Below are 21,814 nucleotides of genomic sequence, written 5' to 3' on the forward strand. Positions count from 1 at the left end.
TCTTAATCCTCCTGAAAAGTCAGTGCGTTCGCGCCAAGCGGTTGCAGCATTTTCGAAACCGCAACAGCGGGTACTTTCATGTCCGGGTACTGCCAGCCTGGGCTACGATCTCTATCTATGATCAGCGCGCGGATGCCTTCGATGAGATCTCCGTGTTCTTGCGCGCGGTAGGTGAAGCGATACTCCATATCCAATGCACGATGCATGGTCAGGGACGGGCCGCGCAGGCGGTGGATCATCTCAACCGTGCAGGCCATGGAGAGCGGGGCATGCTGGCCCATCATGTCCAGCGCTTTCGATGTGAAATCAGTATCCTCGGAGCGAAGGGTGATGAGGATATCCTCGAGTGTCTCGCCTCCAAAATACTGATCGATCTCGGATTGCATCTGCTGCAGTTTCCCGTCGTGCGCGGGTTGGGCGTGGTCGGTTACAAGCTCAGCATTGCCAGACGCCTCAAGCAGTTCGATCAGGTCCGGCCACGTGGCCTGAGGGATGAAGTGATCGGCGAAACCGGCGTAGATGGCATCCGCCGGTCCCATCCGGAATGCTGTGAGGCCCAGATATTCGCCCAGCCGCCCAGGTGCTAAGGCCAACATCAACGAGCCGCCGACATCCGGAACCAGTCCGATCGCGCATTCAGGCATCGAGATTTTCGAGGTCTCTCCGACCACGCGATGGGTTCCGTGGCAGCCGATGCCGACTCCGCCGCCCATGGTGAAACCCTGCAGAAAGCTGATGATGGGTTTGGGGTATGCGAAGATCAGCGCATTCAAGCGGTATTCATCGCGCCAGAAGGTTTGCCCGTGCGAGAAATCCCCCGCGAGTCCGGTTTCATAGAGTTTGGCAATGTCGCCGCCTGCGCAAAAGGCTTTGTCGCCCTCGGCGTCGAGGATGATCAGGTCGACCTCGTCGTCCTCACGCCAGTTGCGCAGGGCGGTGTCTATGGCCAAGCACATCTCATAGCTTAGGGCGTTCAATGCCTTTGGGCGGGTCAGGGTGATGCGCCCGGCGCGACCGATTGTGCGAATGTCGATGTCAGGCATGATCCCCTCAGGTCCCGGCCAGCAGGTGGCGCGCTACGATTACGCGCATGATTTCGTTTGTGCCTTCGAGTATTTGATGCACCCGCAGGTCGCGTACAAGCTTTTCGATGCCATAGTCGGCAAGATAGCCATAGCCGCCATGCAATTGCAGGCATTGATCCACGACGTTTGAGCCGGTCTCGGTCACGAATTTCTTGGCCATTGCGCAGAATTTCGACGCATCCGGCGCGCCTTGATCCAGTTTCCAGGCGGCCTGTCGCAGGAAGGTGCGCGCGGCCTGCAATTCGATCTCCATATCGGCGAGGCGGAATTGCAGGGCCTGGAACTGGTCGATGGATTGCCCGAACGCCTTCCGTTCAGACATATATTGCAGGGTCATGTCCAACCCGGCCTGCGCAGCCCCAAGCGAGCAGGAGGCGATGTTCAGACGCCCTCCATCAAGGCCCATCATGGCGTATTTGAAACCGTCCCCTTCAGTGCCGACCAGATTGCCCGCTGGGATGTTGCAATCGTCGAACTGGACCTGCGCCGTGGGTTGGCTTTTCCAACCCATCTTCTGTTCCAGCGCACCAAAGCTCAGACCTGGTGTGCCGTCTTCGACATAGACGGTCGAGATTCCTTTTGGACCTTCCGTGCCCGTGCGGACCATGCAGACATAGGCATCCGAGTATCCGCCACCCGAGATAAAGGCCTTGGTGCCGTTCAGCGTGTAGCCCTCGTTCGTGCGCTCGGCCCTCGTCTTCAACGCGGCGGCGTCTGAGCCGGAGCCGGGTTCGGTCAGGCAGTAGCTTAGCACTGTGTTCAGGCTCAGAACGTCGGGCATGACCCGCGATTTCAGCTCATCACTGGCGAAACTGTCCAGCATCTTGGCGCACATATTGTGGATCGACAGGAACGCCGCGACCGAGGGGCATGCCATGGACAGCGCCTCAAACACGAGGGTTGCGTCGAGACGGCTGAGGTCGGCCCCGCCGCTGTCTTCCGAGACGTAGAGCGCGCCAAAGCCAAGCTCTCCGATGCGCGGCCAAAGCTCTTTGGGGATTGTGCCTTCGGCCTCCCACTGGCGGGCGAAGGGGGCGATGTTGTCCTGCCCAAATCCGTAGGCCATATCGAAAATGGCTGTTTGTTCCTCGGTCAGCCCGAAATCCATTGCGCACCCTCCCACAGGCAAAGAATTGAACGATTGTTTATTTCGCAATCGTTACAGAACTATTTCAGGATGAGCAATCCTGAGGCTGTTCACTAGAGGTCCGCGTGAAACTCTTCGATCAGATGGCGGACAACGGCCTGGCCTGGGTCTTCGCCTTTCGCAACAGCTTCGGCATGGACGCGCCGTTGGCGGGTGGCGGAGGTGCCTGTCTCGGCGATCTGACGCAGGCGAGCTAGTTCGGTCATGGTCCCCAACGCCTCGGCATCTTCAGCTAGCATCCCCATGAGTTCGCCGATCAGCTCGGCCATGGGTTTGATCGACCGATCCCCAAAATCAATCAGCCCTTCGCCGACCCCATAGCGCTGCGCGCGCCAGCGGTTTTCACCGATCAGGAAGCGGTCATACTGTCGCCAGCGCAGATTGCGGGCCTTCAGGCGACACAGCATACGGGTCAGGGCCTGCACGAGAGCGGCCAGAGATAAGGTGTGCTCAAGCCGCGGCTGGACGTCCATGATGCGTGTTTCCAGCGTCGGGAATCGATGGGAGGGGCGTAGATCCCACCATATTTTCGTGGTGTCCTCGATCACGCCAAGCTCGACCAGGACGCCGGTTGTGCGTTCGTACTCGCTCCAACTGTTGTAGACCGGCGGCAATCCCGTGCGCGGCAGGTTGTCGAACACGGTCAGGCGGTAGGAGGACAGCCCCGTATCCTCTCCATTCCAGAAAGGGGAGGACGCCGAAAGCGCCAGCAGATGGGGTAGGAAGTAACTGAGTTGCGGCATCAGGTCTGCGCGTAGGGCCGGGTCCTCAACCCCCACATGCACATGCATCCCGCAAATCAGCATCCGCCGTGCAACGCCGCCCAAAGCGTGTTGCAGCGCGTCGTAACGCTCTTTGCGTGTGTGGTGCTGTTTTTTCCAATCGGCAAAAGGATGGCAGGACACGGCGATCGGGCTGAGGTTATACTCGGCGGCCCGTTTGGACACACATGAGCGCAGACGCCTGAGATCTTCGCGCGCGCTTTTGACAGTCGTGTGTGGGCGGGTTCCAACTTCGATCTGGCATTGCAGGAACTCGGGGCTGACCTGTCCTTCGAAATCCGCTTGGCAAGCTTCCATCAATGCGGCAGGGGCCTCGGCCAGATGCAGGCTGTCGCGGTCGACCAGCAGGTATTCTTCTTCAATGCCGATCGTGAAATCTTGTTGCATGGGCCTACCTGCCATTTTCCAATGCAATCAGTGAATACGTAAATCAACGTTTTGCCAAGGGTTTGCCGCTGCGCCGCTTGCGGAGCGACCGCAAGCAGCGCTAAGGAACGGGCAGCAATGCGATAACGGAGCCGGCCTCGTGAAACCCAGAAAATTCCCGCAGATCAACGCAGCCCTTGATGAGCTGGGGGTAAAGCTGGTCGACAAGGTGACCGAACAGGACGAACGCGCCCGGCTTGAGGCGTTCGAACGGGCAGGCGGGCTGGAGCGCCCCGCTTACGCGCTGTCACCGGGGATGGAAGGTTTCGACATCGCGCAGCTGATCGCCGAATACGGTCAACACCAGGATGCGCTGGAGGCCTTGAAGGACCCAGCCCGGAACCAGACGGGATACCGGCTGGGCAATGGCTATTACGACAGCCCGGATGCCGACGCTCTGTATCTGATGATCCGCAGGTTCAAACCGAAACGCGTGATCGAGGTCGGCTGCGGCAATTCAACCCGCGTTACGCGGCAAGCCATCCTTGACGGAGGGTTGGACACGCAGATCATAGCCATCGACCCGTACCCTCGTGCGGATATCGCGCATGTGGTCGATGCGTTCGAACAAAAACGGCTGGAGGAGGTCGATCCGGCTCTGTTCGAACAACTTGAGGCCGGGGACGTTCTGTTCATCGATTCCAGCCATGTTGTCAGGATGAGCAATGACGTAGCGCATCTCTTCTGCCGCATTATCCCGACGCTGAAACCGGGCGTTGTCATCCATGTGCATGATGTTTTTTTACCTTACGAATATCCCAAGCGGTTCTTCTATGATTGCCCCGGTTGGGGTGAGCAGTACATGCTGCATGCCCTGCTGCAATCCGGCGCGTTTTCAATGCTTTGGCCGGGGTATTACCTGCAACAGGACCGCGCTGATGCGTGTGAGGCGCTGCCGTTTCTGAACGATGGTCGGGCGCAGAGTATCTGGGTTCAGATCAAAGAACAGTGATCCTAAAGTGATCCGGTGTGAAACATGCGCCGTAAACCTTTCCATAACAAGCTGGAGAGGAGAAGACAGCCATGTTTCGTCGCACATTGATGGGCGCTGCCGCCGCCGTTGCACTTGCCATGCCGATCAAGGCTCAGGCAGCTGACATCGTTGACACCGCCGTATCTGCGGGATCGTTCACCACACTGGTCGCAGCTGTTCAGGCCGCCGGTCTGGTCGACACGCTGAAGGGCAACGGTCCGTTCACCGTTTTCGCACCGACGGATGAGGCGTTTGCTGCTCTGCCCGAAGGCACGGTGGAAAGCCTGCTGCTGCCGGAAAACAAGGACAAGCTGGTTGAGATTCTGACCTACCACGTCGTACCTGCCAAGGTGATGTCGGGCGATATCGCTGGCAAGCGCGCGAAGGTTCTGACCGTTCAGGGCGATCGTCTGAGCGTCAATGCAAAAAATGGCGTCCGCGTGAATGGTGCTGATGTGGTGCAGGCCGACATCGAAGCGAGCAATGGCGTTATCCATGTGGTCGATGAGGTTATTCTGCCTGAATGACTTTGGCACCTCGCCAAACAAAAAGCCCCGGTCCTGATGGCCGGGGCTTTGCTGTTCTTGGGTTTGGACCTCAGACCAAACGTACCTGCGTACCGATTTGGACCAGCGGGTACAGTTCTTCCACATGTTGGTTGTAAAGGCCGATGCAGCCGGAGGAACTCTGCCGTCCGATCTTGCGGGTGTCGTGGGTTCCATGGACCAGATAAGCTGGCCAGCCCAGATACATCGCACGCGTGCCCAGCGGGTTGCCGGGGTCACCACCCTCCATCCGAACGGGCAGAGACGGATCGCGTTCGCGCATTGAGGCGGTCGGTGTCCATGTCGGGTTTTCGGCCTTACGGACAACCTTGGTGTAGCCGCGTTTGGTCAATTCCTCACTCATCGGGACAGAGCTGGGGTACAGTTTATACGTCCCGTCCGGTCCCCAATAGTGAACCGCGCGGCTCGTGATGTCGGCCAGCAGGCAACCCGCGCCCAGCTCATCGAAATGGTCTTGCCAGTTCTGTTGCGAGAAGGACGAAACATTGCGGCGGACCGGCAGTTGCGTGCTGATCGCATCTTCAGTTTGCGGGAACGCATCGGAGCTTTGCGCGCGGACGAGGGCCGGAGTGGCCAGAACGGATGCAGCCCCCAAAAGGGCCGAACGGCGAGTCATGTTGGATTTGGACAAGGCGACCTCCGGAGGTTCAATCTGCTCGAATATATAGTTGCGCCGAAAATATTTGCCAGCGTCGCAAATAGCCAGCCTCTACAGTTTGAATTTATCGTGAGAATCCGGGTTTTGGAGGGTTCTGGCGGAACCCTGCCAATGAAAAACCCGGCCAGAGCGGCCGGGTTTGAACAGATTTGGCTTTGGATCAGTCCATCGCTTTGAAGTTGAACTCGCCACCTTCCTTGATGCCCGACGGCCAGCGGGCCGTGACAGTCTTGGTGCGGGTGTAGAACTTGAAGCTGTCCGGGCCGTGCTGGTTCAGGTCACCAAACATGGATTTCTTCCAGCCGCCAAAGGTGTGGTAGGCCAGCGGAACCGGGATTGGGACGTTGATGCCGACCATGCCGATGTTGATCCGGCTGGCGAAGTCACGAGCCGTGTCGCCATCGCGCGTGAAGATCGCGGTGCCATTGCCGTATTCGTGGTCCATCGCCAGACCGATCGCCTCTTCGTAGGAGCCTGCGCGAACGGTCGACAGAACCGGGCCGAAGATTTCCTGCTTGTAGATATCCATGTCAGGCGTCACGTGGTCGAACAGGTGCGGGCCGACAAAGAAACCGTCCTCATAGCCCTGCAGGCTGAAATCGCGGTTGTCGACGACCAGCTTGGCGCCTTGCTCAACGCCCGAGTTGATCAGGCCGAGGATACGCTCTTTTGCAGCTCCAGTCACAACGGGGCCCATGTCCACGTCGTCTCCGGCGGTGTAGGGGCCGACTTTCAGCTTTTCGACGCGCGGGATCAGTTTCTCGATCAGACGGTCTGCGGTTTCTTCACCCACAGGAACAGCAACCGAGATCGCCATGCAGCGTTCGCCCGCCGCACCGAAGCCCGCACCGACCAGCGCGTCCGCGGCTTGGTCCAGATCCGCGTCGGGCATCACGATCATGTGGTTCTTGGCGCCGCCAAAGCACTGCGCACGTTTGCCGTTGGCCGTTGCGCGGCTGTAGATGTATTGCGCGATCGGGGTCGAGCCTACAAAGCTGACGCCCTGGATGATTTCGCTGTCCAGGATGGTGTCCACGGCCTCTTTGTCGCCATTGACGACCTGAAAGACGCCCTTGGGCAGACCGGCCTCGATGAACAGTTCGGCCAGCATCAGCGGAACCGAGGGGTCACGCTCGGACGGCTTCAGAACCACGGCGTTGCCGCAAGCCAGTGCCGGACCGACGTGCCACAGAGGCATCATCGCCGGGAAGTTGAACGGCATGATCGAACCGACAACACCCAGAGGTTGACGCATCGAGTACATGTCGATACCGGGACCTGCGCTGTCGGTGAACTCACCTTTCAGCATCTGAGGTGCGCCGATGCAGTATTCGATCACCTCCAGTCCGCGCTGCAGGTCGCCCTTGGCGTCAGGGATGGTCTTGCCATGCTCACGGCTCAACGCTTCGGCCAGCTTGTCCATGTCGCGGTTCATCAGGCCGACCATGGCCATCATAACACGCGCGCGTTTCTGCGGGTTGGTCGCGCCCCACGCGGGCTGAGCGGCTGCGGCGGCCTCAATCGCGGCGGTGGTTTCGGCCGCGCTTGCCATTGGGCATTTGTACTGAACTTCACCCGTTGCCGGGTTGAAAACGTCATCAAAACGACCCGAGGTTCCGGCCACGTTCTCGCCATTGATGAAATGAGTCAGATCTTGCATTGCAAACTCCTCCGATATGTTTGCGCGCAGAATAGGCTTGCAGAAATAACCTGAACAGAGGCAATGTCTCAAAAGAGCTTTGCAAAAATGCAAGAGGGACGGGATGACGCCAAATTGGGATGACATGCGCGTTTTTCTTGCCGTCGCACGTGAGGAAAGCCTGTCGTCGGCGGGGCGCATTCTCAAGATTGACCCCGCCACAGTTGGCCGGAGGATCGCCCGGTTAGAAGGCAGCCTGGACGCGCAGCTGTTCACCAAGTCGCAGCAAGGTTACATTCTGACAACCGCCGGAGAACGCCTGCTGGATCACGGCCTTCAAGCCGAAGAGGCGATGCGCGCCGCCGCTGGCGCAGTGGTTGGCTCGACCGAGTCGCTGAGCGGTCAGATTCGGATCGGCGCTCCGGACGGTTCAGCGAACTACCTTTTGCCTCAAGTCTGCGCGAAGATCAGCGACGCGAATCCGGATTTGGATATTCAGATCCTGGCGCTGCCGAGGATCATCAATCTGTCGCGGCGTGAGGCGGATATGGCTGTCACCGTTAGTGCTCCGACCGCAGGCAAACTTCTGGTGCAAAAGGTCAGCGACTACAAACTGCATCTGGTTGCGGCGCAGGACTATCTGGACCGGCACGCCCCGATCCAGACGGTCGAGGACCTGAAAGCCCACCGTTTGATTGGCTATATCCCGGACATGATCTTTGATCGCGAGCTGGACTACCTCAACGATCTGGGCATCGACCGGGTGGCGCTTGCGTCGAACTCGGTACCTGTTCAATTGCGTCAGGCGGCGCTTGGGGCGGGGATTTGCGTTGCGCATGACTTCACGCTTCCGTTTCATCCGAACCTGCGCAGGTTGTTGACCGATCAGGTCAGTCTGACCCGCAGCTTTCATCTGGTTCGGCATCAAGGCGATCAGCGAAACGAACGCCTCAACCGCTTTGCGCAGGCATTGACCCGTGGGATTCGCGACGAAGTTGCACGGCTTGAGGCGGAAGCCGGAACTTGACACACATGACCATTCCGGCAACGCTTTGGAAAACAGTACGTTATTGCCGGAGGTTTTTTATGCTCGTTCAAGCCATTCTGACATCCAAAGCCACCGATGAGGTGGTGACCGTCGCTCCATCCGCGACTGTGTCCGAGGCGGCGAAGATACTGGCGGAAAGACGCATCGGTACAGTTGTTGTCTCAGAGGACGGAGGCAGCACGGCCGTCGGTATCCTGTCCGAACGAGACATCGTCCGAGAGCTGGCGGCCAGTGGCAGCGGATGCCTGAACCAATCGGTCGAGAGCTATATGACCAAGGACCTGATTACCGCGACACGTCAGGAATCGGTCGAAGATATTCTGGCCCGCATGACCGAAGGCCGGTTCCGCCACATGCCGATTGTCGAGGATGGCAAGCTTGTCGGCATCGTCACCCTCGGGGACGTGGTCAAGGCGCAACTGACCGAGCTTGCAATGGAAAAAGACGCCCTGCAGGGCATGATCATGGGGCATTAAAGCGCTTTGCGTTTCATCGAAAACCCATCGAAATGCGCGTTCGACCGCAGGGATAGGCAGCGTATTTCGATTCATATAAAACGCAAAGCGATACGGGGGCAGGGCATAACGCCCTCTTGCACCTGCAGCATGATTGTGTTTGCTATCGCCCAGTTTTTGAACGCAGGAGAGCGTGATGCGGGTTGGCCTTTATCCCGGAACTTTTGACCCGATCACCTTGGGGCATATCGACATCATCCGTCGAGCCTCGGCGCTGGTGGACAAGCTGGTGATCGGCGTGGCCATCAACCGTGACAAAGGGCCTTTGTTTTCGCTGGAAGAACGCGTTGCCATGATTGAGGCGGAATGCGCGCATCTCTCAGAACAGACCGGGACCCAGATCGTGGCGCATCCGTTCGAGAACCTGCTGATCGACTGCGCGCGGGATGTGGGCGCGCAGGTCATCGTGCGCGGGCTTCGGGCCGTTGCTGATTTTGAGTATGAATTCCAGATGGTTGGCATGAACCGCGCGCTGGACGACTCCATCGAGACCGTGTTCCTGATGGCCGAAGCGCGGCATCAGGCGATTGCATCGAAACTAGTGAAAGAGATCGCGCGGCTGAACGGGGACGTGTCGAAATTCGTCACGCCCCGCGTGAATGTGGCCCTTAAAGAGCGGTTAGGATAACGCGCCCATCGCGGCGGCTGTGTCCAGCATCCGGTTCGAGAAGCCCCATTCGTTATCATACCACGCCAGAACGCGCACCAGCGTACCATCCGTGACCTTGGTCTCTGCCAGCGACACGGTCGAGCTATGGGCATCGTGGTTGAAATCAATCGAGATCAGAGGACGGTTTTCTGCGGCCAGAACGCCAGGGATTTTGGCAGCGGCTTCAACAAACAGGGCGTTGACCTCGTCCTCGGTCGTCGGGCGCGAGACTTCGGCCACCAGATCAACCACCGAGACATTCGGGGTCGGTACGCGGATCGCCTGACCGGTCAGTTTGCCCGCCAACTGCGGCAGAACCAGACCAACAGCTGCGGCAGCACCAGTGGTTGTCGGGATCATCGACAGAGCCGCCGCGCGTGACAGGTAAGGGTCTTTGCCTGCAGTGTCATGCACCGGCTGGCTTGCGGTATAAGCATGAACGGTGGTCATGTTGCCATGCACGATCCCCAACCCGGCATCCAGCGCCGCAGCAACAGGCGACAGGCAGTTGGTGGTGCATGAGGCATTCGACACGATCGTATCGTCTGCGGTCAGTTCGGAATCGTTCACCCCAAACACGATCGTCTTGACGCCGCCGTCTCCACGGGCCGGGGCCGAGATCAGGACTTTCTTGGAGCCGTTCTTCAGGTGACGCTCAGCCGCTTCTCGGGTCCGGAAAACGCCTGTGCATTCCAGCACGACATCGACATCCGACCAGTCCAACGCTTCGGGATCGCGTTCGCTGGTCAGTCGGATCGGACCCGCGCCGACGTCGAGACCGGCCTCGGACAGCGTGACGGGCTTGGAGTAGCGGCCATGAACGCTGTCAAATTCGAACAGATGGGCGTTCATTTCCGGCTTGGCCAGATCGTTGATCGCAACGATTTCCACATCGGTCCGTCCCGACTCCATAACCGCGCGCAGAACGCCGCGCCCGATACGTCCAAATCCGTTAATGGCCAGTTTAAGTGTCATGTCCTGCTCCGTCAGAGTCTTTGCTCGAAATGAGTTAGCGCTAACAAAGCGAGATCGGCGAGAAAGTCAAGTAAAACCTTGCTCAGCGCCAGAAGGCGAGCCAGTCGAGAAAGTCGTAAAGTTTCTTGCCGAGGAACAGAAAATGCTCGGTCCCGAACAGGGCATAGTCCAGCATGATCGCGCCAAGGATCAGCAGCGCCAGCCAGATGGCGATTTGATTTGTCATGAGGGCCCCGAACAAAAACGCCCGCTCAGATAACCTGAGCGGGCGAAGCTGTTCAAGCAATCATGGGGAAATCAGTTAAGGCGCCCCATGGCGACGGCGACATCGGCCATACGAACCGAGAAGCCCCATTCGTTGTCATACCACGCCAACACGCGGACCATGCGGTTATCCACCACACGGGTCTGGTCCGGGGCGAAGATCGAGCTTTCCTCGGTGTGGTTGAAATCGGTCGAGACCAGCGGCGCGGGCTCATAGCCCAGAACGCGCTGCATCGGGCCTTTGGCGGCCTCTTCAACGATTGCGTTGACCTCTTCGACAGTCACGTCGCGCGAGGCGCGGAAGCTCAGGTCTACTGCCGAAACATTCGGAGTAGGGACGCGGATCGCCGAGCCGTCCAGACGACCTTTCAAGTTGGGCAGAACCTCGCCCAAGGCAGCAGCTGCACCGGTCGAGGTCGGGATCATCGACATCGCCGCCGCGCGGGCGCGGTACAGGTCGCTGTGGCGACGGTCCAGTGTCGGCTGGTCGCCAGTATAGGCGTGGATGGTGGTCATGATGCCGTGTTCGATGCCAACACCTTCATCCAGAACCTTGGCAAGCGGAGCAAGGCAGTTCGTGGTGCAGGAGCCGTTCGAGACCATGTTGTCATTTGCGGTCAGGGTGTTGTGGTTCACGCCGAACACGATGGTCTTGTCGACATTCTTACCTGGGGCCGACAGCAGCACCTTCTGCGCGCCGCGATCCAGGTGGGTTTTTGCCTTGGTGCCGTCGTTGAACTTGCCGGTGCATTCCAGAACGACGTCGCAGCCTTCCCAATCCAGCTCGTTCATGTCGTAGGTCGAGAACATCTGCATCGGGCCTCGGCCCAGATCCATGGTGTCGCCTTCGATCGACACTTCGCGCGGGAAACGACCGTGAATGCTGTCATATTTCAGCAGATGCGCCGAGGTTTCCAGCGGGCCGGTGGCGTTGACTTTGATCACTTCGATGTCGTTGCGGCCCGAGGCGGCAATGTGCGACAGGGTACAGCGGCCAATGCGGCCAAAACCATTGATACCGACCTTGATGGTCATGTGACGTCTCCAAATGCGCTTGCGTTTGGGGCCATATAGCCTTGAAACCGGAATCTCAAAAGGGCAAAAGCGGCATATTTTTAAGGTGTTAGCGCAAACCTGAACAGATTGCGCTAACGCTTGCGCTAGCTGTTGGATCGGGTAGGGTCCGTTTGCGGCAGGTGACAGGAAAGGACACGCGATGAGCGGACTGTTGGCCCTTTTGGACGATGTGGCGGGGATTGCCAAGGTGGCTGCGGCCTCGGTGGATGATGTCGTGGCGGCTGCTGGCAAAGCGGGGGCCAAAACGGCAGGCGTGATTATCGACGACGCGGCGGTGACGCCGAAATACGTTCAGGGCTTTGCGCCTGCGCGCGAGTTGCCGATCATCTGGCGCATTGCCCGTGGCTCGATTTTCAACAAAATCATCCTGTTGCTGCCGGTCGCCCTGTTGCTTGCGAATTTCGCGCCTTGGCTGATTACGCCTTTGTTGATGCTGGGCGGGTCATATCTGTGTTTCGAAGGGGCCGAGAAGATATTCCATGTTCTGTTTCCCCATGGCAGCCACGCCATTGAAAAGGACATGGATGTACGCGATCCGGGCCATCTTGAAGAACAGAAGGTCAAGGGCGCGATCAAGACGGATTTCATCCTGTCGGCTGAGATCATGACCATTGCGCTGGCCGCAATTGAGGCTCCGAATGTGTGGATGCAGGCGGCGACTTTGGCCGTTGTCGGGCTTGGGGTGACGGTGGCCGTCTATGGCTCGGTCGCCTTGATCGTGAAGATGGACGATGTCGGGCTGTATCTGGCCCGAAACGCTCCTACGCCGGTGGGCCGAGGACTGGGGCGCGGATTGGTCAAGGCCATGCCAACGGTGATGAAAACCCTGTCGATCGTCGGAACGGCGGCCATGTTGTGGGTGGGTGGATCCATCGTCATCCACGGGATGGAGGTTCTGGGGTTTGGGTGGCTGGGGCATCATATCCATGACTGGGCTTATGCGGTTGGTCATTCGGTCTCGGCGCAATGGGAGGCTGCGGCGGAGTGGATCGCCAAGGCGACCATGGACGGCGTCTTTGGTCTGGCCTGGGGGATGGTGTTGATCCCGCTCGCGACAAAGGTCATTGGGCCGCTTTTCAACAGGAAAGCCGATCACTAGGTTGGAGCGTTTCCGTTTAGAAACCGTGCTGGATGGGCCTGTCATCCGAGAAACCGGATCACGCGGGTCATCATCGCTTTTTTCTGCGCTGAGCGTTGCGGCCGACGAGGTTCCGTTCGACGAAAGGGAACTCTACGGATTTTTGCATTTTCGGATTGATACAGCGCTCAAGGCGCAAAAGCGTGGCCACTGGTCGGGTGGGCGGGTCTACAACTCTTTGACGGGTCAGTCGGAATCCTACGTCCCCCTTTCCGGAACCCACCTGCGTCAGGCGTTGTCCTGCATCGGTTTGCAACCACCCGAGAAAGTGGTGGTGCAGGGGCGATATGAGTTGCGATTGGACTACGCTCTGAAAGCGTATGCTGCGCTGAAGTCGAGGTTGGAGACTGAACCCAAATGAAAAGGGCGGCCAGTGGCCGCCCTTTGCTCGAAAAGCTGGGTCTTTACAGCCCCAGCAGTTCCTTGACCTTGGCAACGGTGGCCTCGGCGGTGATGCCGAAATGCTTATAAAGCTCACCTGCCGGGGCAGAGGCACCAAAGCTCGACATTCCGATGAAACCTGCCTTGGCTTCACGTCCACGCTCACCCAGCAGCCAGCGGTCCCAGCCACCGGCGCGCACGGCGGCCTCGATGCCGACGCGGACAGCGCCAGCGGGCAGAACGCGTTTGCGGTAGGCTTCGTCTTGTTCAGCGAACAGCTCCATACACGGCATGGAGACGACGCGTGTGCCGATGCCTTCGGCTTCAAGCATCGCTTTGGCTTCCATCGCCAGCGAAACCTCCGAGCCGGTGGCGATCAGGATCGCCTGACGCTTGCCCTCGGCCTCGGCCAGAACGTAAGCGCCCTGAGCGGTAAAGTTCCTGGCTTTGTGATCCTTGCGCACGGTCGGCACGCCCTGGCGGGTCAGCGACAGGACCGAAGGGCTGTCCTTGAAGGTCAGTGCCAGTTCCCAGGCCTCAGCGGTCTCAACGGTGTCGGCGGGGCGGAACACATAGGTGTTCGGCGTCGCGCGGCTGATCGCCAGATGCTCGACCGGCTGGTGGGTCGGGCCGTCTTCACCCAGACCGATCGAGTCATGGGTCATCACGAAGACCGACGGGATTTTCATCAGCGCGGCCAGACGCATGGACGGGCGGGCATAGTCGGTGAAGGCCATGAAGGTCCCGCCATAAGGGCGAATACCACCGTGCAGCGCCATACCGTTCATCGCAGCGGCCATGCCGTGTTCACGGATACCGTAATGGATGTAACGGCCCTTGCGATTTTCCGGCAGGAACACACCCATATCAGCCGATTTGGTGTTGTTCGAACCGGTCAGGTCGGCCGAGCCGCCAACAGTCTCGGTCATGATCGGGTTCACAACGTTCAGAACTTTCTCGGACGAGGCGCGGGTGGCCAGCTTGGGCTGATCCTCGGACATCTGTTTCTTGAATGAACGGATCGCACCGGCCAGTTTCTTTGGCGCTTCAAACGCATAGGCGCGGTTGAACTCGGCCTGTTTACGCTCCGAGATTTGCGCGAAACGCTCTTCCCATTCTGCGCGCTCGGCTGCGCCACGGGAACCGATGGCTTCCCAAGCCGATTTGACATTGGCAGGGATTTCGAACGCGTCATGCGGCCAGCCATAGCCTTCTTTGGCGGCTTTCAGCTGCTCCTGATCCGTCAGTGCGCCGTGACCTTTCGAGGTGTCCTGTGCGGCGTGACCCAGAGCGATGTGGCTTTTGCAGGCAATCATCGAAGGTTTTTTCGACTTTTTCGCCTGCGTGATCGCCGCGTCGATGGCTTGCGGATCATGGCCGTCGATCTCGATTACATGCCAGCCCGAAGCTGCAAAACGGCGCACCTGATCAGTACGGTCGGCGATATCCACGGTGCCGTCGATGGTGATGTTGTTGTCATCCCAGAAAACGATCAGCTTACCCAGCTCATGACGGCCGGCCAGAGTGATCGCCTCTTGGCTGACGCCTTCCATCAGGCAGCCGTCGCCTGCGATCACGTAGGTGTAGTGATCAACGATCTTCTTACCGTAATGCGCGCGCTGGATCTCCTCGGCCATGGCAAAGCCCACAGCGTTTGAGATGCCCTGTCCCAGCGGGCCGGTGGTGGTTTCAATCCCGTCGACCAGGAAGTTCTCCGGGTGGCCCGCAGTTTTTGCGCCCAGCTGACGGAAGTTCTTGATCTCGTCCAGCGTCACATCCGCGTGGCCGGTGAGATAAAGCAGCGAATAGATCAGCATCGAGCCGTGGCCCGCCGACAGAATGAACCGGTCGCGGTCGGGCCAGTTCGGGGCAGAGGCGTCGAATTTCAGGTGCTTTTCGAACAGGACGGTCGCAACATCGGCCATGCCCATCGGCATACCGGAATGGCCGGAATTGGCGGCGGCGACGGCGTCAAGGGTCAGGGTGCGGATGGCCGCAGCTTTGTCCCAGTGTTCGGGGTTTGCATTGCGCAGCGCAGTCAGGTCCACGGGCGTTGTTCCTTTGGGTTTGAAGCAGATTGCGCGCTCAATAGCATTCAGCCCTCAAAGTGCAAGCAGAACCGGGCGAAACAAGGTCGCACCGCTTGAAGAGAGCGGCCCAAGTCTTTGAAACCAAACAGTGGGTATTTTCCGTCACATTCCGCTAGACTGGGGCCAAGCGGAACCGATTCTTGATTCGGGCGGTTCGGCAACAGAATGAACCTTGGTTAAGAGGTGACAGGGGCATGAGCCAGATTGAAGAGTTACAGCAACGCATTCTTGCCGCGATGGAGCGTATTGGTACGGGCGTGACCGCCCTGCAAAACGCGCCGGTGGGCGATGCAGATGACGGGTTGCAAGCGGCGCTGGATGATGAACGTGTTGCCAACGCGCAGCTGCAAGAGCGCCTGACTTCGTTGAAGGAACGCCACGAGCAGGAAGTTGACGGCATGCGTGCGGATATGGAGGCGCTGCGCGCGGCTCCGGCCGCCACGGCGGATGTGGACGCCCTGCGAGCTGAGTTGGCCGAAGCCGCAACCAAGCTTTCTGCGGTCGAGGCTGCGCGGGCCGAACTGGCCGAGGCCAAGGCGGCACTGGAAAACACCGAGGAACTGGACGCTCTGAAAGCCGAGAACGCGCAATTGCGGACCGATCTGGAAGGTCAGGAAGACCCTGCTGCTCTACGGGCCGAGATCGAAGAGATGAGGGCTGCTATTTTGCAGGCCGGTGCCATCGAGGCCGAAAACAGCCGGTTGCGGGCCGAATTGGCCGATAGCGAACGGGTGGCCGAGCTGAACGCTGAGTTGGAGATGTTGAGGGCCGAGCGCGCCAGCCACGGGGCTGCCATGTCTCGTCTGGATGACGACCTGCAGAGGATGCGGCAGGCGAATGAACAACTCCGCAATTCTGTCGATGCCCTACGCGCCGCCGCGCAAGAGGGTGTTCAAGATGCAGAGCTGTTGAATCAGGCGACTGTGGCGGAGTTGGAAGCAACGCGCGCAGCGCAGGCGACCGATGCTGCCGAGGCTCGGGCTGTTCTGGCACGCCTTGAGCCTCTGCTATCGCAGGCGAAACTGGCAGAAGGTGAGGTTGAGTAATGCCCGAAGTGACCATTCATATCGGCGGGCGCGGGTTTGACGTGTCCTGTCAGGACGGCGAAGAGAGCTTTCTGCAGGCCGCCGCGAAAATGCTGGATGACGAAGCGCAGGTGCTTTCGGATCAGATTGGGCGGATGCCCGAATCCCGCATGTTGTTGATGGCCGGTCTGATGTTGGCGGACAAAACAGCCGCGACAGAAGACAAGGCCAAAGCGCTTGAGGCGAAACTGGCGGAAACCGAGGCCGAGCTTCAAACGTTACGCAGCGCGCCTGCACCCGAACCCGAACGGATCGAGGTCGCTGTCGTGCCGCCTTCGGTTACGGATACACTGGCCGAATTGGCCGCACGGGCCGAAGCCCTGGCATCAGATATCGAGGAAAAAGCGAAATGAAACAAGCATGCGGCTTGATTTGCGGGGCCGTGGCCCTTGTATGTGCGTCCAAGGCAATGGCCGAGATCGACATACTGACGGTGACGTTCAACTGCGAGAACGGTATTCCGTTGCCAGTGACCTATTTCAACGCGTCGGACGGCTCGGGCGCCGCGGCAACGATGGTCGACAATTCTCTAGTAGCGATGCGTCAGGTCGAGAGCGGCTCGGGCATTCGGTACGAATCCGTGGATACGAACGGAACCTATATCCTGCGGTCAAAAGGGTGGAATGCCACAGTGAGCTTCCTGGCGACAAACGCCGCCAGTGAGCAGGTCATTTTTCAGGATTGTTCCAGCCGTTAAGGCTGGATTAGGCGTTGGCCTCACGGATTTTGTCGGCTGCGTCCTTATTGTAGCCGACACCGTTTTCGTCAAACAACGTGTCTAATTCACCCGACAGGGTCATTTCGGTGATGATATCGCAGCCACCGACAAACTCGCCTTTGACATAGAGCTGCGGTACGGTCGGCCAGTCCGAATAGTCCTTGATACCCTGACGGACTGCTTCGTCGGCCAAAACATTCACATCAGCGTAGTCGACGCCCATGTAGTTCAGCACACCTGCCACACGGGATGAGAAACCGCACTGAGGCATCTCTTTGGTGCCTTTCATATACAGCACCACGTCATTGGCTTTGACGGTTTCGTCGATTTGGGTCTTCACGTCGGTCATTTCGCGTTTCCTTTGCTCTTCGGCATCATAGCTTTGGCGTAATCTTGCGTATCCTTGGGGATATGGGGCTCTGCCGAGCTAATTGTAACGTCATGTGATTGATAGGAGGAATACAGGAGGTGTTATCCTTGTCCTGGCGGCGATCCTCGCCTTGTCTTGCGCCCAGTCTTTGAGTTGTTCCACGCGATCAGCGCGATGAGAAAAACAAAGACGGAAACCGCAATTGAGATTACAATCGCGTGCTCCATGTCACTCCGGCACTTTGGTGGTCAGCGCCAGCGCGTGCAGGTCTCCATCCGGGCCGTCCATTTTGCCTTTCAAGGCCGCATAAACAGCGCGCTGTTGCTGGACGCGGTTCTTGCCGCGAAAGCTCTCGTCCACGACCATGGCGGACATGTGAACGCCGTCGCTGCCCCCAACCTGAATTTCCGCGTTCGGAAAGCTCTCGCGCAGCAGGGTTTCAATCTCGTGGGCGCTCATTGGCATCTAGGCTTACTCCTGAAGGTCTTTCCCAAGATGTAGAACTCTGTCGGGCGACGTGCAAGAACACATGGCAAGATAGGTTTCTTCAAAAACCGTATTTTCGTCGAATCTTGGAGCTGAGCGGTTTCGCCAAAGGCGTTTCTGATCCGTTCAAGGCGCGAAAAACCCAGCGATAGGCCAGAATTGGCAACCAGCTCATGTTCAACGTCACAAAGGCGACGTCTCGGCCGTCGCGTGTTCCAACAATGCGCCCGTTTTTGAGGCGAATGTCTTTAACGAACATGTCTTTGTTATAGTACGCCGTTTCAAACCCCTGAGCTTGCCGCAACACATCATCGAAGACCTCATCTTCGGAGAATTGCATCAAGTGCAGGCCTTTGGCTTCGGAGTTCGACATGAATTCTTGGAACGCTCGCATTTCCGAGAAGGCAAATTCAGGGTGATGTTCGTCAAACTCGCGCTGTTGTTGCTCAAGAAATTCTGCGTCCTTGAACAAGGAAATGGTGTGATCGTTATATTGGGTAAGAAGGTCCGTTTTCACATACCCGTTGAGGCAAGTTGCGTTGCAATGAGTCGTGTAGTCATAAGGCTGCAAAGGGGCCTCGTATTCGTCCAGATTGCGCAGCACCATCGTGTCACTGTCGAAATGCCAGAACCTGTCATAAGAGTGCGTTTTCGCGAAACCTTCGACGTGATACCAGCGTTCGAAAACGAACTTCAGCCAGTCTTTGCCGCCTCGTATATTGTGCTTTTCCCGGAACGCCTTGCCTTGTATCGGAGAATATACCTGGTCAAATTGGTCCTGACTTTCCGATCTGAACTCTCGATAGTCAAAATGATCCCATCCCTCATCAAGGGCGGTTTTCCGATTGCTATCATCCCCCAAGAGAACCAGACGCCTGTCGGGGTTGGTCCGTCGCGCGCAACGAAAGGTGAACTTCAGGTACGGAGCATTCCCATAGTGGCAGAAAATAAGAGGTGACGTCATTTTATGCTCTGCTCGAAATCTCGTGCCTGCCTCAGCGCTGACTAAGCGACAACTGCTTCCAATCCGGTTCGATAGGCATGCGCAAGATCCGCCAGCGCTGCTTCGCTTGAACCGATCTTGACCGTCTCGCCCGTAAAGCGACCAACCGAGGTCAATGGGACGCCAGCCTGACCAGCTGCGATCATCAATGCCTCGGCCTGATCAAAGTTGCAGGCAACCAGATATCGGGCTTGGTCTTCGCCGAACAGAACCTCGGTCGAGGCATCGTCGAGTTGAACGCCAACGCCCGCTGCTTCGGCCAGTTCAAACGCGGCAAGCGCGAGGCCGCCGTCGCTCAGGTCGGTGCAGGCCTTGATCATCTCGCGGTTTGCGCGGATGAAGTCGCCGTTGCGTTTCTCGGCCTCAAGATCCACATGGGGCGCGTCGCCTTCTTCGCGGTTGAACACCTCGGCCAGAAGGGCGGATTGGCCCAGATGGCCTTTGGTTTCACCGATCATCAGGGCCACGTGACCTTCGCGCACCTCGTTTCCGATGATCTCATCGGTGTGGTTGAGCAGGCCAACGGCACCAATGGTTGGGGTCGGCAGGATCGCCTGACCGTCGGTCTCGTTGTAAAGCGAGACGTTGCCAGACACGATAGGCACATCCAGCGCGCCAACGGCGGCTCCGATGCCTTGAATGGCGCCGACGAACTGGCCCATGATCTCGGGCTTTTCGGGGTTACCGAAATTCAGGTTGTCGGTTGTGGCCAGCGGTTTGGCCCCGACAGCGGTCAGGTTACGATAAGCCTCGGCCACCGCTTGCTTACCGCCTTCGACCGGGTTGGCGCGGACATAGCGCGGCGTTACGTCCGACGTGAAGGCCAGCACCTTGTCGGTGCCGTGAACACGCACCATACCGGCGCCCAGACCCGGGGTGCGGGCGCTGTCGGCCATAACCATGGTGTCATACTGCTCATACACCCATTGCTTGCCCGCGTAGTTGGGCGAAGAGAGCAGGGCGCGCAGACCATCGATCGGGTCGATCTGCGGGACGTCGGCCAATTCCTCAGCCTCGGGCGTTGCAACCCATGGGCGGTCATATTCCGGCGCGGTCGACGAGAGTTTCGACAGGACCAAGTCAGCCTTCACCTCACCATTGTGCATAATCAGGAAACGGTCTTCCGCAATGGTTTCGCCGACGATGGCAAAGTCCAGGTCCCATTTTTCGAATACGGCGCGGGCTTCGGCCTCAAGTTCTGGCTTCAGTACCATCAGCATACGTTCCTGAGACTCGGACAGCATCATCTCATAGGCTGTCATGTTCTCTTCGCGCTGCGGTACGTTTTCGAGGTCCAGACGGACGCCCAGACCACCTTTGTCGCCCATCTCAACGGCTGAGCAGGTCAGGCCTGCCGCGCCCATGTCCTGGATCGAGATCACGGCGCCAGTTTTCATCAGCTCCAGCGTCGCCTCCATGAGGCGCTTTTCGGTAAAGGGGTCGCCGACCTGAACGGTTGGGCGTTTCTCTTCGATGGTATCGTCGAATTCGGCCGAGGCCATGGTGGCACCGCCCACACCGTCGCGTCCGGTTTTGGCACCGAGGTAAACGACGGGCATGCCGACGCCAGAGGCCGCCGAGTAGAAGATTTTGTCGCTATCAGCCAAACCTGCAGCAAATGCGTTCACAAGGCAGTTGCCGTTATAGGCCGGGTGGAAACGGACCTCACCACCGACGCAGGGTACGCCGAAGCAGTTGCCATAGCCGCCGATACCCTCGACCACGCCGTTGACCAGTTGGCGGGTCTTGTGGTGGGCGGGCTCTCCAAAGGACAGAGCGTTCATCGAGGCAATCGGGCGCGCGCCCATGGTGAAGACGTCGCGCAGAATGCCGCCAACGCCGGTTGCCGCACCCTGATATGGTTCGATGTAAGACGGGTGGTTGTGGCTTTCCATCTTGAAAACAACGGCTTGCCCGTCGCCGATATCGACGACTCCTGCGTTTTCACCCGGACCGCAAATGACCTGAGGACCAGACGTTGGCAGGGTGCGTAGCCATTTCTTGGAGGATTTATAAGAGCAATGCTCGTTCCACATGGCCGAGAAAATGCCAAGCTCGGTGAATGTCGGTTCACGCCCGATGATCTCGAGGATCATGTCGTATTCCTCGGGCTTCAACCCGTGGGCGGCAGTCAGATCAGGTGTGATGGCTGGCTCTTGCATCCTGTTTCGGTCCCCGAGATGGCAATGTTTGGCGCCTTTTAGGGGAAGGGACCGCCGGGGGGAAGAGAAAAGGCACTTTCTGCAGGTTGTCCTGTTGCAAACCGGACAAAGATGCAAATTGCGCGGATCGGACAGAGCCTCAAATGAGGTGCCGGCACGCGACCAAGAAAGCCGCGTGCCGGGTTGAATTTACTTCTGTTGGTCCTGTTGCTGCGCTTGCTGCGCGACCGCCCCAGCGGCGGCGCCGACGGCTGCCTTCTGTTCGTCACTCAGGTGTTCAGCGTCATCCAGACCGGGGATGGCAACGCGCACTTCGCGGCGGGCGAAGTCAATGCCGTTCTCCTTGAAGGCCGCCTTGACGCGGTTGAAGATCTCTTTGCGCAGGGTGAACTGCTTGCCGGGTTTGGCCATGAACTTGCCCCGGATGATCATACCCACGTCGTCAAAGTCGAACACACCCTGAGACTTGAACGGCTGCAGGAAGCCATCCTTGTGGATCTCGTCCTCCATCATCTCGGCGCCGATCTTCTTGAAGATCTTCTTCACCTTGTTTGGATCGGTGTCGAAGGGCACGGTG

Annotated in this window: 23 protein-coding genes and 1 pseudogene; 10 read left to right on the plus strand and 14 right to left on the minus strand. The window is 58.6% G+C overall.

The features are described 5' to 3' along the window. Positions 1 to 2 precede the first annotated feature (2 nt). The 3 genes from J7394_RS22945 to J7394_RS20560 form a co-directional block, all read right to left on the minus strand. Entirely contained in the window at positions 3 to 1,043 is a 1,041-nt protein-coding gene (locus tag J7394_RS22945) for an enoyl-CoA hydratase/isomerase family protein (protein ID WP_247748334.1), read from the minus strand. Positions 1,044 to 1,050: 7 nt separating this feature from the next. After that, positions 1,051 to 2,193, minus strand: a complete 1,143-nt coding sequence (locus J7394_RS20555) for an acyl-CoA dehydrogenase family protein (RefSeq protein WP_209255849.1) — start codon at positions 2,191 to 2,193, stop codon at positions 1,051 to 1,053. Positions 2,194 to 2,285: 92 nt separating this feature from the next. Next, a complete protein-coding gene (locus J7394_RS20560; protein ID WP_170373595.1) occupies positions 2,286 to 3,401 on the minus strand; it encodes a carboxylate-amine ligase in 1,116 nt (371 codons plus the stop codon). A 139-nt stretch (positions 3,402 to 3,540) separates the two neighbouring features. Here J7394_RS20560 and J7394_RS20565 point away from each other — a divergent pair, with 139 nt between their 5' ends. Together J7394_RS20565 and J7394_RS20570 are read left to right on the plus strand one after the other, a co-directional pair. Then, complete coding sequence (locus tag J7394_RS20565; protein ID WP_209255850.1) at positions 3,541 to 4,392, plus strand: class I SAM-dependent methyltransferase; 852 nt, start codon at positions 3,541 to 3,543, stop codon at positions 4,390 to 4,392. A gap of 71 nt (positions 4,393 to 4,463) precedes the next feature. Continuing rightward, the gene (locus tag J7394_RS20570) at positions 4,464 to 4,940 is read left to right on the plus strand and encodes a fasciclin domain-containing protein (RefSeq protein ID WP_170373597.1); all 477 of its coding nucleotides are present in this window, start codon (positions 4,464 to 4,466) and stop codon (positions 4,938 to 4,940) included. A gap of 70 nt (positions 4,941 to 5,010) precedes the next feature. Here J7394_RS20570 and J7394_RS20575 read toward each other — a convergent pair whose 3' ends face one another. Both J7394_RS20575 and J7394_RS20580 read right to left on the minus strand, forming a co-directional pair. Next, positions 5,011 to 5,595, minus strand: coding sequence for a L,D-transpeptidase (locus J7394_RS20575; protein ID WP_209255863.1), 585 nt, complete (start codon positions 5,593 to 5,595; stop codon positions 5,011 to 5,013). Positions 5,596 to 5,797: 202 nt separating this feature from the next. Beyond that, positions 5,798 to 7,297 (minus strand): CoA-acylating methylmalonate-semialdehyde dehydrogenase, encoded by a 1,500-nt coding sequence (locus tag J7394_RS20580; RefSeq protein ID WP_170467131.1) that lies wholly within the window; start codon positions 7,295 to 7,297, stop codon positions 5,798 to 5,800. 103 nt (positions 7,298 to 7,400) lie between these two features. On the opposite strand from J7394_RS20580, the gene J7394_RS20585 reads away from it, so the two are divergent. The 3 genes from J7394_RS20585 (at position 7,401) to coaD (ending at position 9,467) form a co-directional block, all read left to right on the plus strand. Then, the gene (locus J7394_RS20585) at positions 7,401 to 8,303 is read left to right on the plus strand and encodes a LysR family transcriptional regulator (RefSeq protein ID WP_209255851.1); all 903 of its coding nucleotides are present in this window, start codon (positions 7,401 to 7,403) and stop codon (positions 8,301 to 8,303) included. A gap of 59 nt (positions 8,304 to 8,362) precedes the next feature. Then, positions 8,363 to 8,800, plus strand: coding sequence for a CBS domain-containing protein (locus J7394_RS20590; RefSeq protein ID WP_209255852.1), 438 nt, complete (start codon positions 8,363 to 8,365; stop codon positions 8,798 to 8,800). A 175-nt stretch (positions 8,801 to 8,975) separates the two neighbouring features. After that, positions 8,976 to 9,467 (plus strand): pantetheine-phosphate adenylyltransferase, encoded by a 492-nt coding sequence (gene coaD, locus J7394_RS20595; protein WP_170373601.1) that lies wholly within the window; start codon positions 8,976 to 8,978, stop codon positions 9,465 to 9,467. Here coaD and gap (J7394_RS20600) read toward each other — a convergent pair. From gap (J7394_RS20600) to gap (J7394_RS20610), 3 genes are all read right to left on the minus strand, one after another. After that, on the minus strand, positions 9,459 to 10,463 hold the full coding sequence (gene gap, locus J7394_RS20600) for a type I glyceraldehyde-3-phosphate dehydrogenase (protein WP_209255853.1): 1,005 nt from the start codon (positions 10,461 to 10,463) through the stop codon (positions 9,459 to 9,461). The genes coaD and gap (J7394_RS20600) overlap by 9 nt on opposite strands. Before the next feature lie 82 nt (positions 10,464 to 10,545). Then, positions 10,546 to 10,689 (minus strand): hypothetical protein, encoded by a 144-nt coding sequence (locus tag J7394_RS20605; RefSeq protein ID WP_170458101.1) that lies wholly within the window; start codon positions 10,687 to 10,689, stop codon positions 10,546 to 10,548. 71 nt (positions 10,690 to 10,760) lie between these two features. Further along, positions 10,761 to 11,762 (minus strand): type I glyceraldehyde-3-phosphate dehydrogenase, encoded by a 1,002-nt coding sequence (gene gap, locus J7394_RS20610; RefSeq protein ID WP_209255854.1) that lies wholly within the window; start codon positions 11,760 to 11,762, stop codon positions 10,761 to 10,763. Between the two features lie 181 nt (positions 11,763 to 11,943). Here gap (J7394_RS20610) and J7394_RS20615 point away from each other — a divergent pair, with 181 nt between their 5' ends. Further along, positions 11,944 to 12,903 carry a DUF808 domain-containing protein gene (locus J7394_RS20615; protein ID WP_209255855.1) on the plus strand — a complete coding sequence of 320 codons (960 nt, stop codon included), beginning with the start codon at positions 11,944 to 11,946 and terminating at the stop codon, positions 12,901 to 12,903. A 1-nt stretch (position 12,904) separates the two neighbouring features. Further along, the gene (locus tag J7394_RS20620) at positions 12,905 to 13,303 is read left to right on the plus strand and encodes a hypothetical protein (protein ID WP_209255856.1); all 399 of its coding nucleotides are present in this window, start codon (positions 12,905 to 12,907) and stop codon (positions 13,301 to 13,303) included. Positions 13,304 to 13,346: 43 nt separating this feature from the next. Here the strand turns inward: J7394_RS20620 and tkt are convergent, their stop codons facing one another. Further along, positions 13,347 to 15,371, minus strand: a complete 2,025-nt coding sequence (tkt, locus tag J7394_RS20625) for a transketolase (protein ID WP_209255857.1) — start codon at positions 15,369 to 15,371, stop codon at positions 13,347 to 13,349. 236 nt (positions 15,372 to 15,607) lie between these two features. Here tkt and J7394_RS20630 point away from each other — a divergent pair, with 236 nt between their 5' ends. The 3 genes from J7394_RS20630 to J7394_RS20640 are packed head-to-tail and all read left to right on the plus strand — an operon-like array spanning position 15,608 to position 17,195. Next, on the plus strand, positions 15,608 to 16,459 hold the full coding sequence (locus J7394_RS20630; protein ID WP_209255858.1) for a hypothetical protein: 852 nt from the start codon (positions 15,608 to 15,610) through the stop codon (positions 16,457 to 16,459). Continuing rightward, on the plus strand, positions 16,459 to 16,851 hold the full coding sequence (locus tag J7394_RS20635; protein ID WP_170467110.1) for a cell division protein ZapA: 393 nt from the start codon (positions 16,459 to 16,461) through the stop codon (positions 16,849 to 16,851). Before J7394_RS20630 ends, J7394_RS20635 begins: the two co-directional genes overlap by 1 nt. Then, a complete protein-coding gene (locus J7394_RS20640) occupies positions 16,848 to 17,195 on the plus strand; it encodes an MliC family protein (RefSeq protein WP_209255859.1) in 348 nt (115 codons plus the stop codon). Before J7394_RS20635 ends, J7394_RS20640 begins: the two co-directional genes overlap by 4 nt. A gap of 7 nt (positions 17,196 to 17,202) precedes the next feature. Here the strand turns inward: J7394_RS20640 and grxD are convergent, their stop codons facing one another. From grxD to J7394_RS20665, 5 genes and pseudogenes are all read right to left on the minus strand, one after another. Next, entirely contained in the window at positions 17,203 to 17,565 is a 363-nt protein-coding gene (gene grxD / locus J7394_RS20645; RefSeq protein WP_170458109.1) for a Grx4 family monothiol glutaredoxin, read from the minus strand. Between the two features lie 249 nt (positions 17,566 to 17,814). After that, on the minus strand, positions 17,815 to 18,051 hold the full coding sequence (locus J7394_RS20650; protein WP_170373612.1) for a BolA/IbaG family iron-sulfur metabolism protein: 237 nt from the start codon (positions 18,049 to 18,051) through the stop codon (positions 17,815 to 17,817). Between the two features lie 82 nt (positions 18,052 to 18,133). Then, positions 18,134 to 19,036 carry a hypothetical protein gene (locus J7394_RS20655; RefSeq protein WP_209255860.1) on the minus strand — a complete coding sequence of 301 codons (903 nt, stop codon included), beginning with the start codon at positions 19,034 to 19,036 and terminating at the stop codon, positions 18,134 to 18,136. Positions 19,037 to 19,077: 41 nt separating this feature from the next. Next, a complete protein-coding gene (gene purL / locus J7394_RS20660; protein WP_209255861.1) occupies positions 19,078 to 21,237 on the minus strand; it encodes a phosphoribosylformylglycinamidine synthase subunit PurL in 2,160 nt (719 codons plus the stop codon). A 189-nt stretch (positions 21,238 to 21,426) separates the two neighbouring features. Then, positions 21,427 to 21,814: pseudogene (locus J7394_RS20665) on the minus strand (mechanosensitive ion channel); the annotation flags it as partial.

This window comes from Ruegeria sp. R13_0, from assembly GCF_017743995.1.
GTDB lineage: Bacteria > Pseudomonadota > Alphaproteobacteria > Rhodobacterales > Rhodobacteraceae > Ruegeria.

Coding starts and splice junctions, on each gene's coding strand:
- J7394_RS20555 (WP_209255849.1), bottom strand. CDS start 2,193: ATGGATTTCGGGCTGACCGAGGAACAAACAGCCATTTTCGATATGGCC.
- purL (WP_209255861.1), bottom strand. CDS start 21,237: ATGCAAGAGCCAGCCATCACACCTGATCTGACTGCCGCCCACGGGTTG.
- J7394_RS20560 (WP_170373595.1), bottom strand. CDS start 3,401: ATGCAACAAGATTTCACGATCGGCATTGAAGAAGAATACCTGCTGGTC.
- coaD (WP_170373601.1), top strand. CDS start 8,976: ATGCGGGTTGGCCTTTATCCCGGAACTTTTGACCCGATCACCTTGGGG.
- J7394_RS20635 (WP_170467110.1), top strand. CDS start 16,459: ATGCCCGAAGTGACCATTCATATCGGCGGGCGCGGGTTTGACGTGTCC.
- J7394_RS20655 (WP_209255860.1), bottom strand. CDS start 19,036: ATGACGTCACCTCTTATTTTCTGCCACTATGGGAATGCTCCGTACCTG.
- gap (WP_209255853.1), bottom strand. CDS start 10,463: ATGACACTTAAACTGGCCATTAACGGATTTGGACGTATCGGGCGCGGC.
- grxD (WP_170458109.1), bottom strand. CDS start 17,565: ATGACCGACGTGAAGACCCAAATCGACGAAACCGTCAAAGCCAATGAC.
- J7394_RS20575 (WP_209255863.1), bottom strand. CDS start 5,595: ATGACTCGCCGTTCGGCCCTTTTGGGGGCTGCATCCGTTCTGGCCACT.
- J7394_RS20570 (WP_170373597.1), top strand. CDS start 4,464: ATGTTTCGTCGCACATTGATGGGCGCTGCCGCCGCCGTTGCACTTGCC.
- J7394_RS20640 (WP_209255859.1), top strand. CDS start 16,848: ATGAAACAAGCATGCGGCTTGATTTGCGGGGCCGTGGCCCTTGTATGT.
- J7394_RS20585 (WP_209255851.1), top strand. CDS start 7,401: ATGACGCCAAATTGGGATGACATGCGCGTTTTTCTTGCCGTCGCACGT.
- J7394_RS20605 (WP_170458101.1), bottom strand. CDS start 10,689: ATGACAAATCAAATCGCCATCTGGCTGGCGCTGCTGATCCTTGGCGCG.
- J7394_RS22945 (WP_247748334.1), bottom strand. CDS start 1,043: ATGCCTGACATCGACATTCGCACAATCGGTCGCGCCGGGCGCATCACC.
- gap (WP_209255854.1), bottom strand. CDS start 11,762: ATGACCATCAAGGTCGGTATCAATGGTTTTGGCCGCATTGGCCGCTGT.
- J7394_RS20650 (WP_170373612.1), bottom strand. CDS start 18,051: ATGCCAATGAGCGCCCACGAGATTGAAACCCTGCTGCGCGAGAGCTTT.
- J7394_RS20580 (WP_170467131.1), bottom strand. CDS start 7,297: ATGCAAGATCTGACTCATTTCATCAATGGCGAGAACGTGGCCGGAACC.
- J7394_RS20590 (WP_209255852.1), top strand. CDS start 8,363: ATGCTCGTTCAAGCCATTCTGACATCCAAAGCCACCGATGAGGTGGTG.
- J7394_RS20630 (WP_209255858.1), top strand. CDS start 15,608: ATGAGCCAGATTGAAGAGTTACAGCAACGCATTCTTGCCGCGATGGAG.
- J7394_RS20615 (WP_209255855.1), top strand. CDS start 11,944: ATGAGCGGACTGTTGGCCCTTTTGGACGATGTGGCGGGGATTGCCAAG.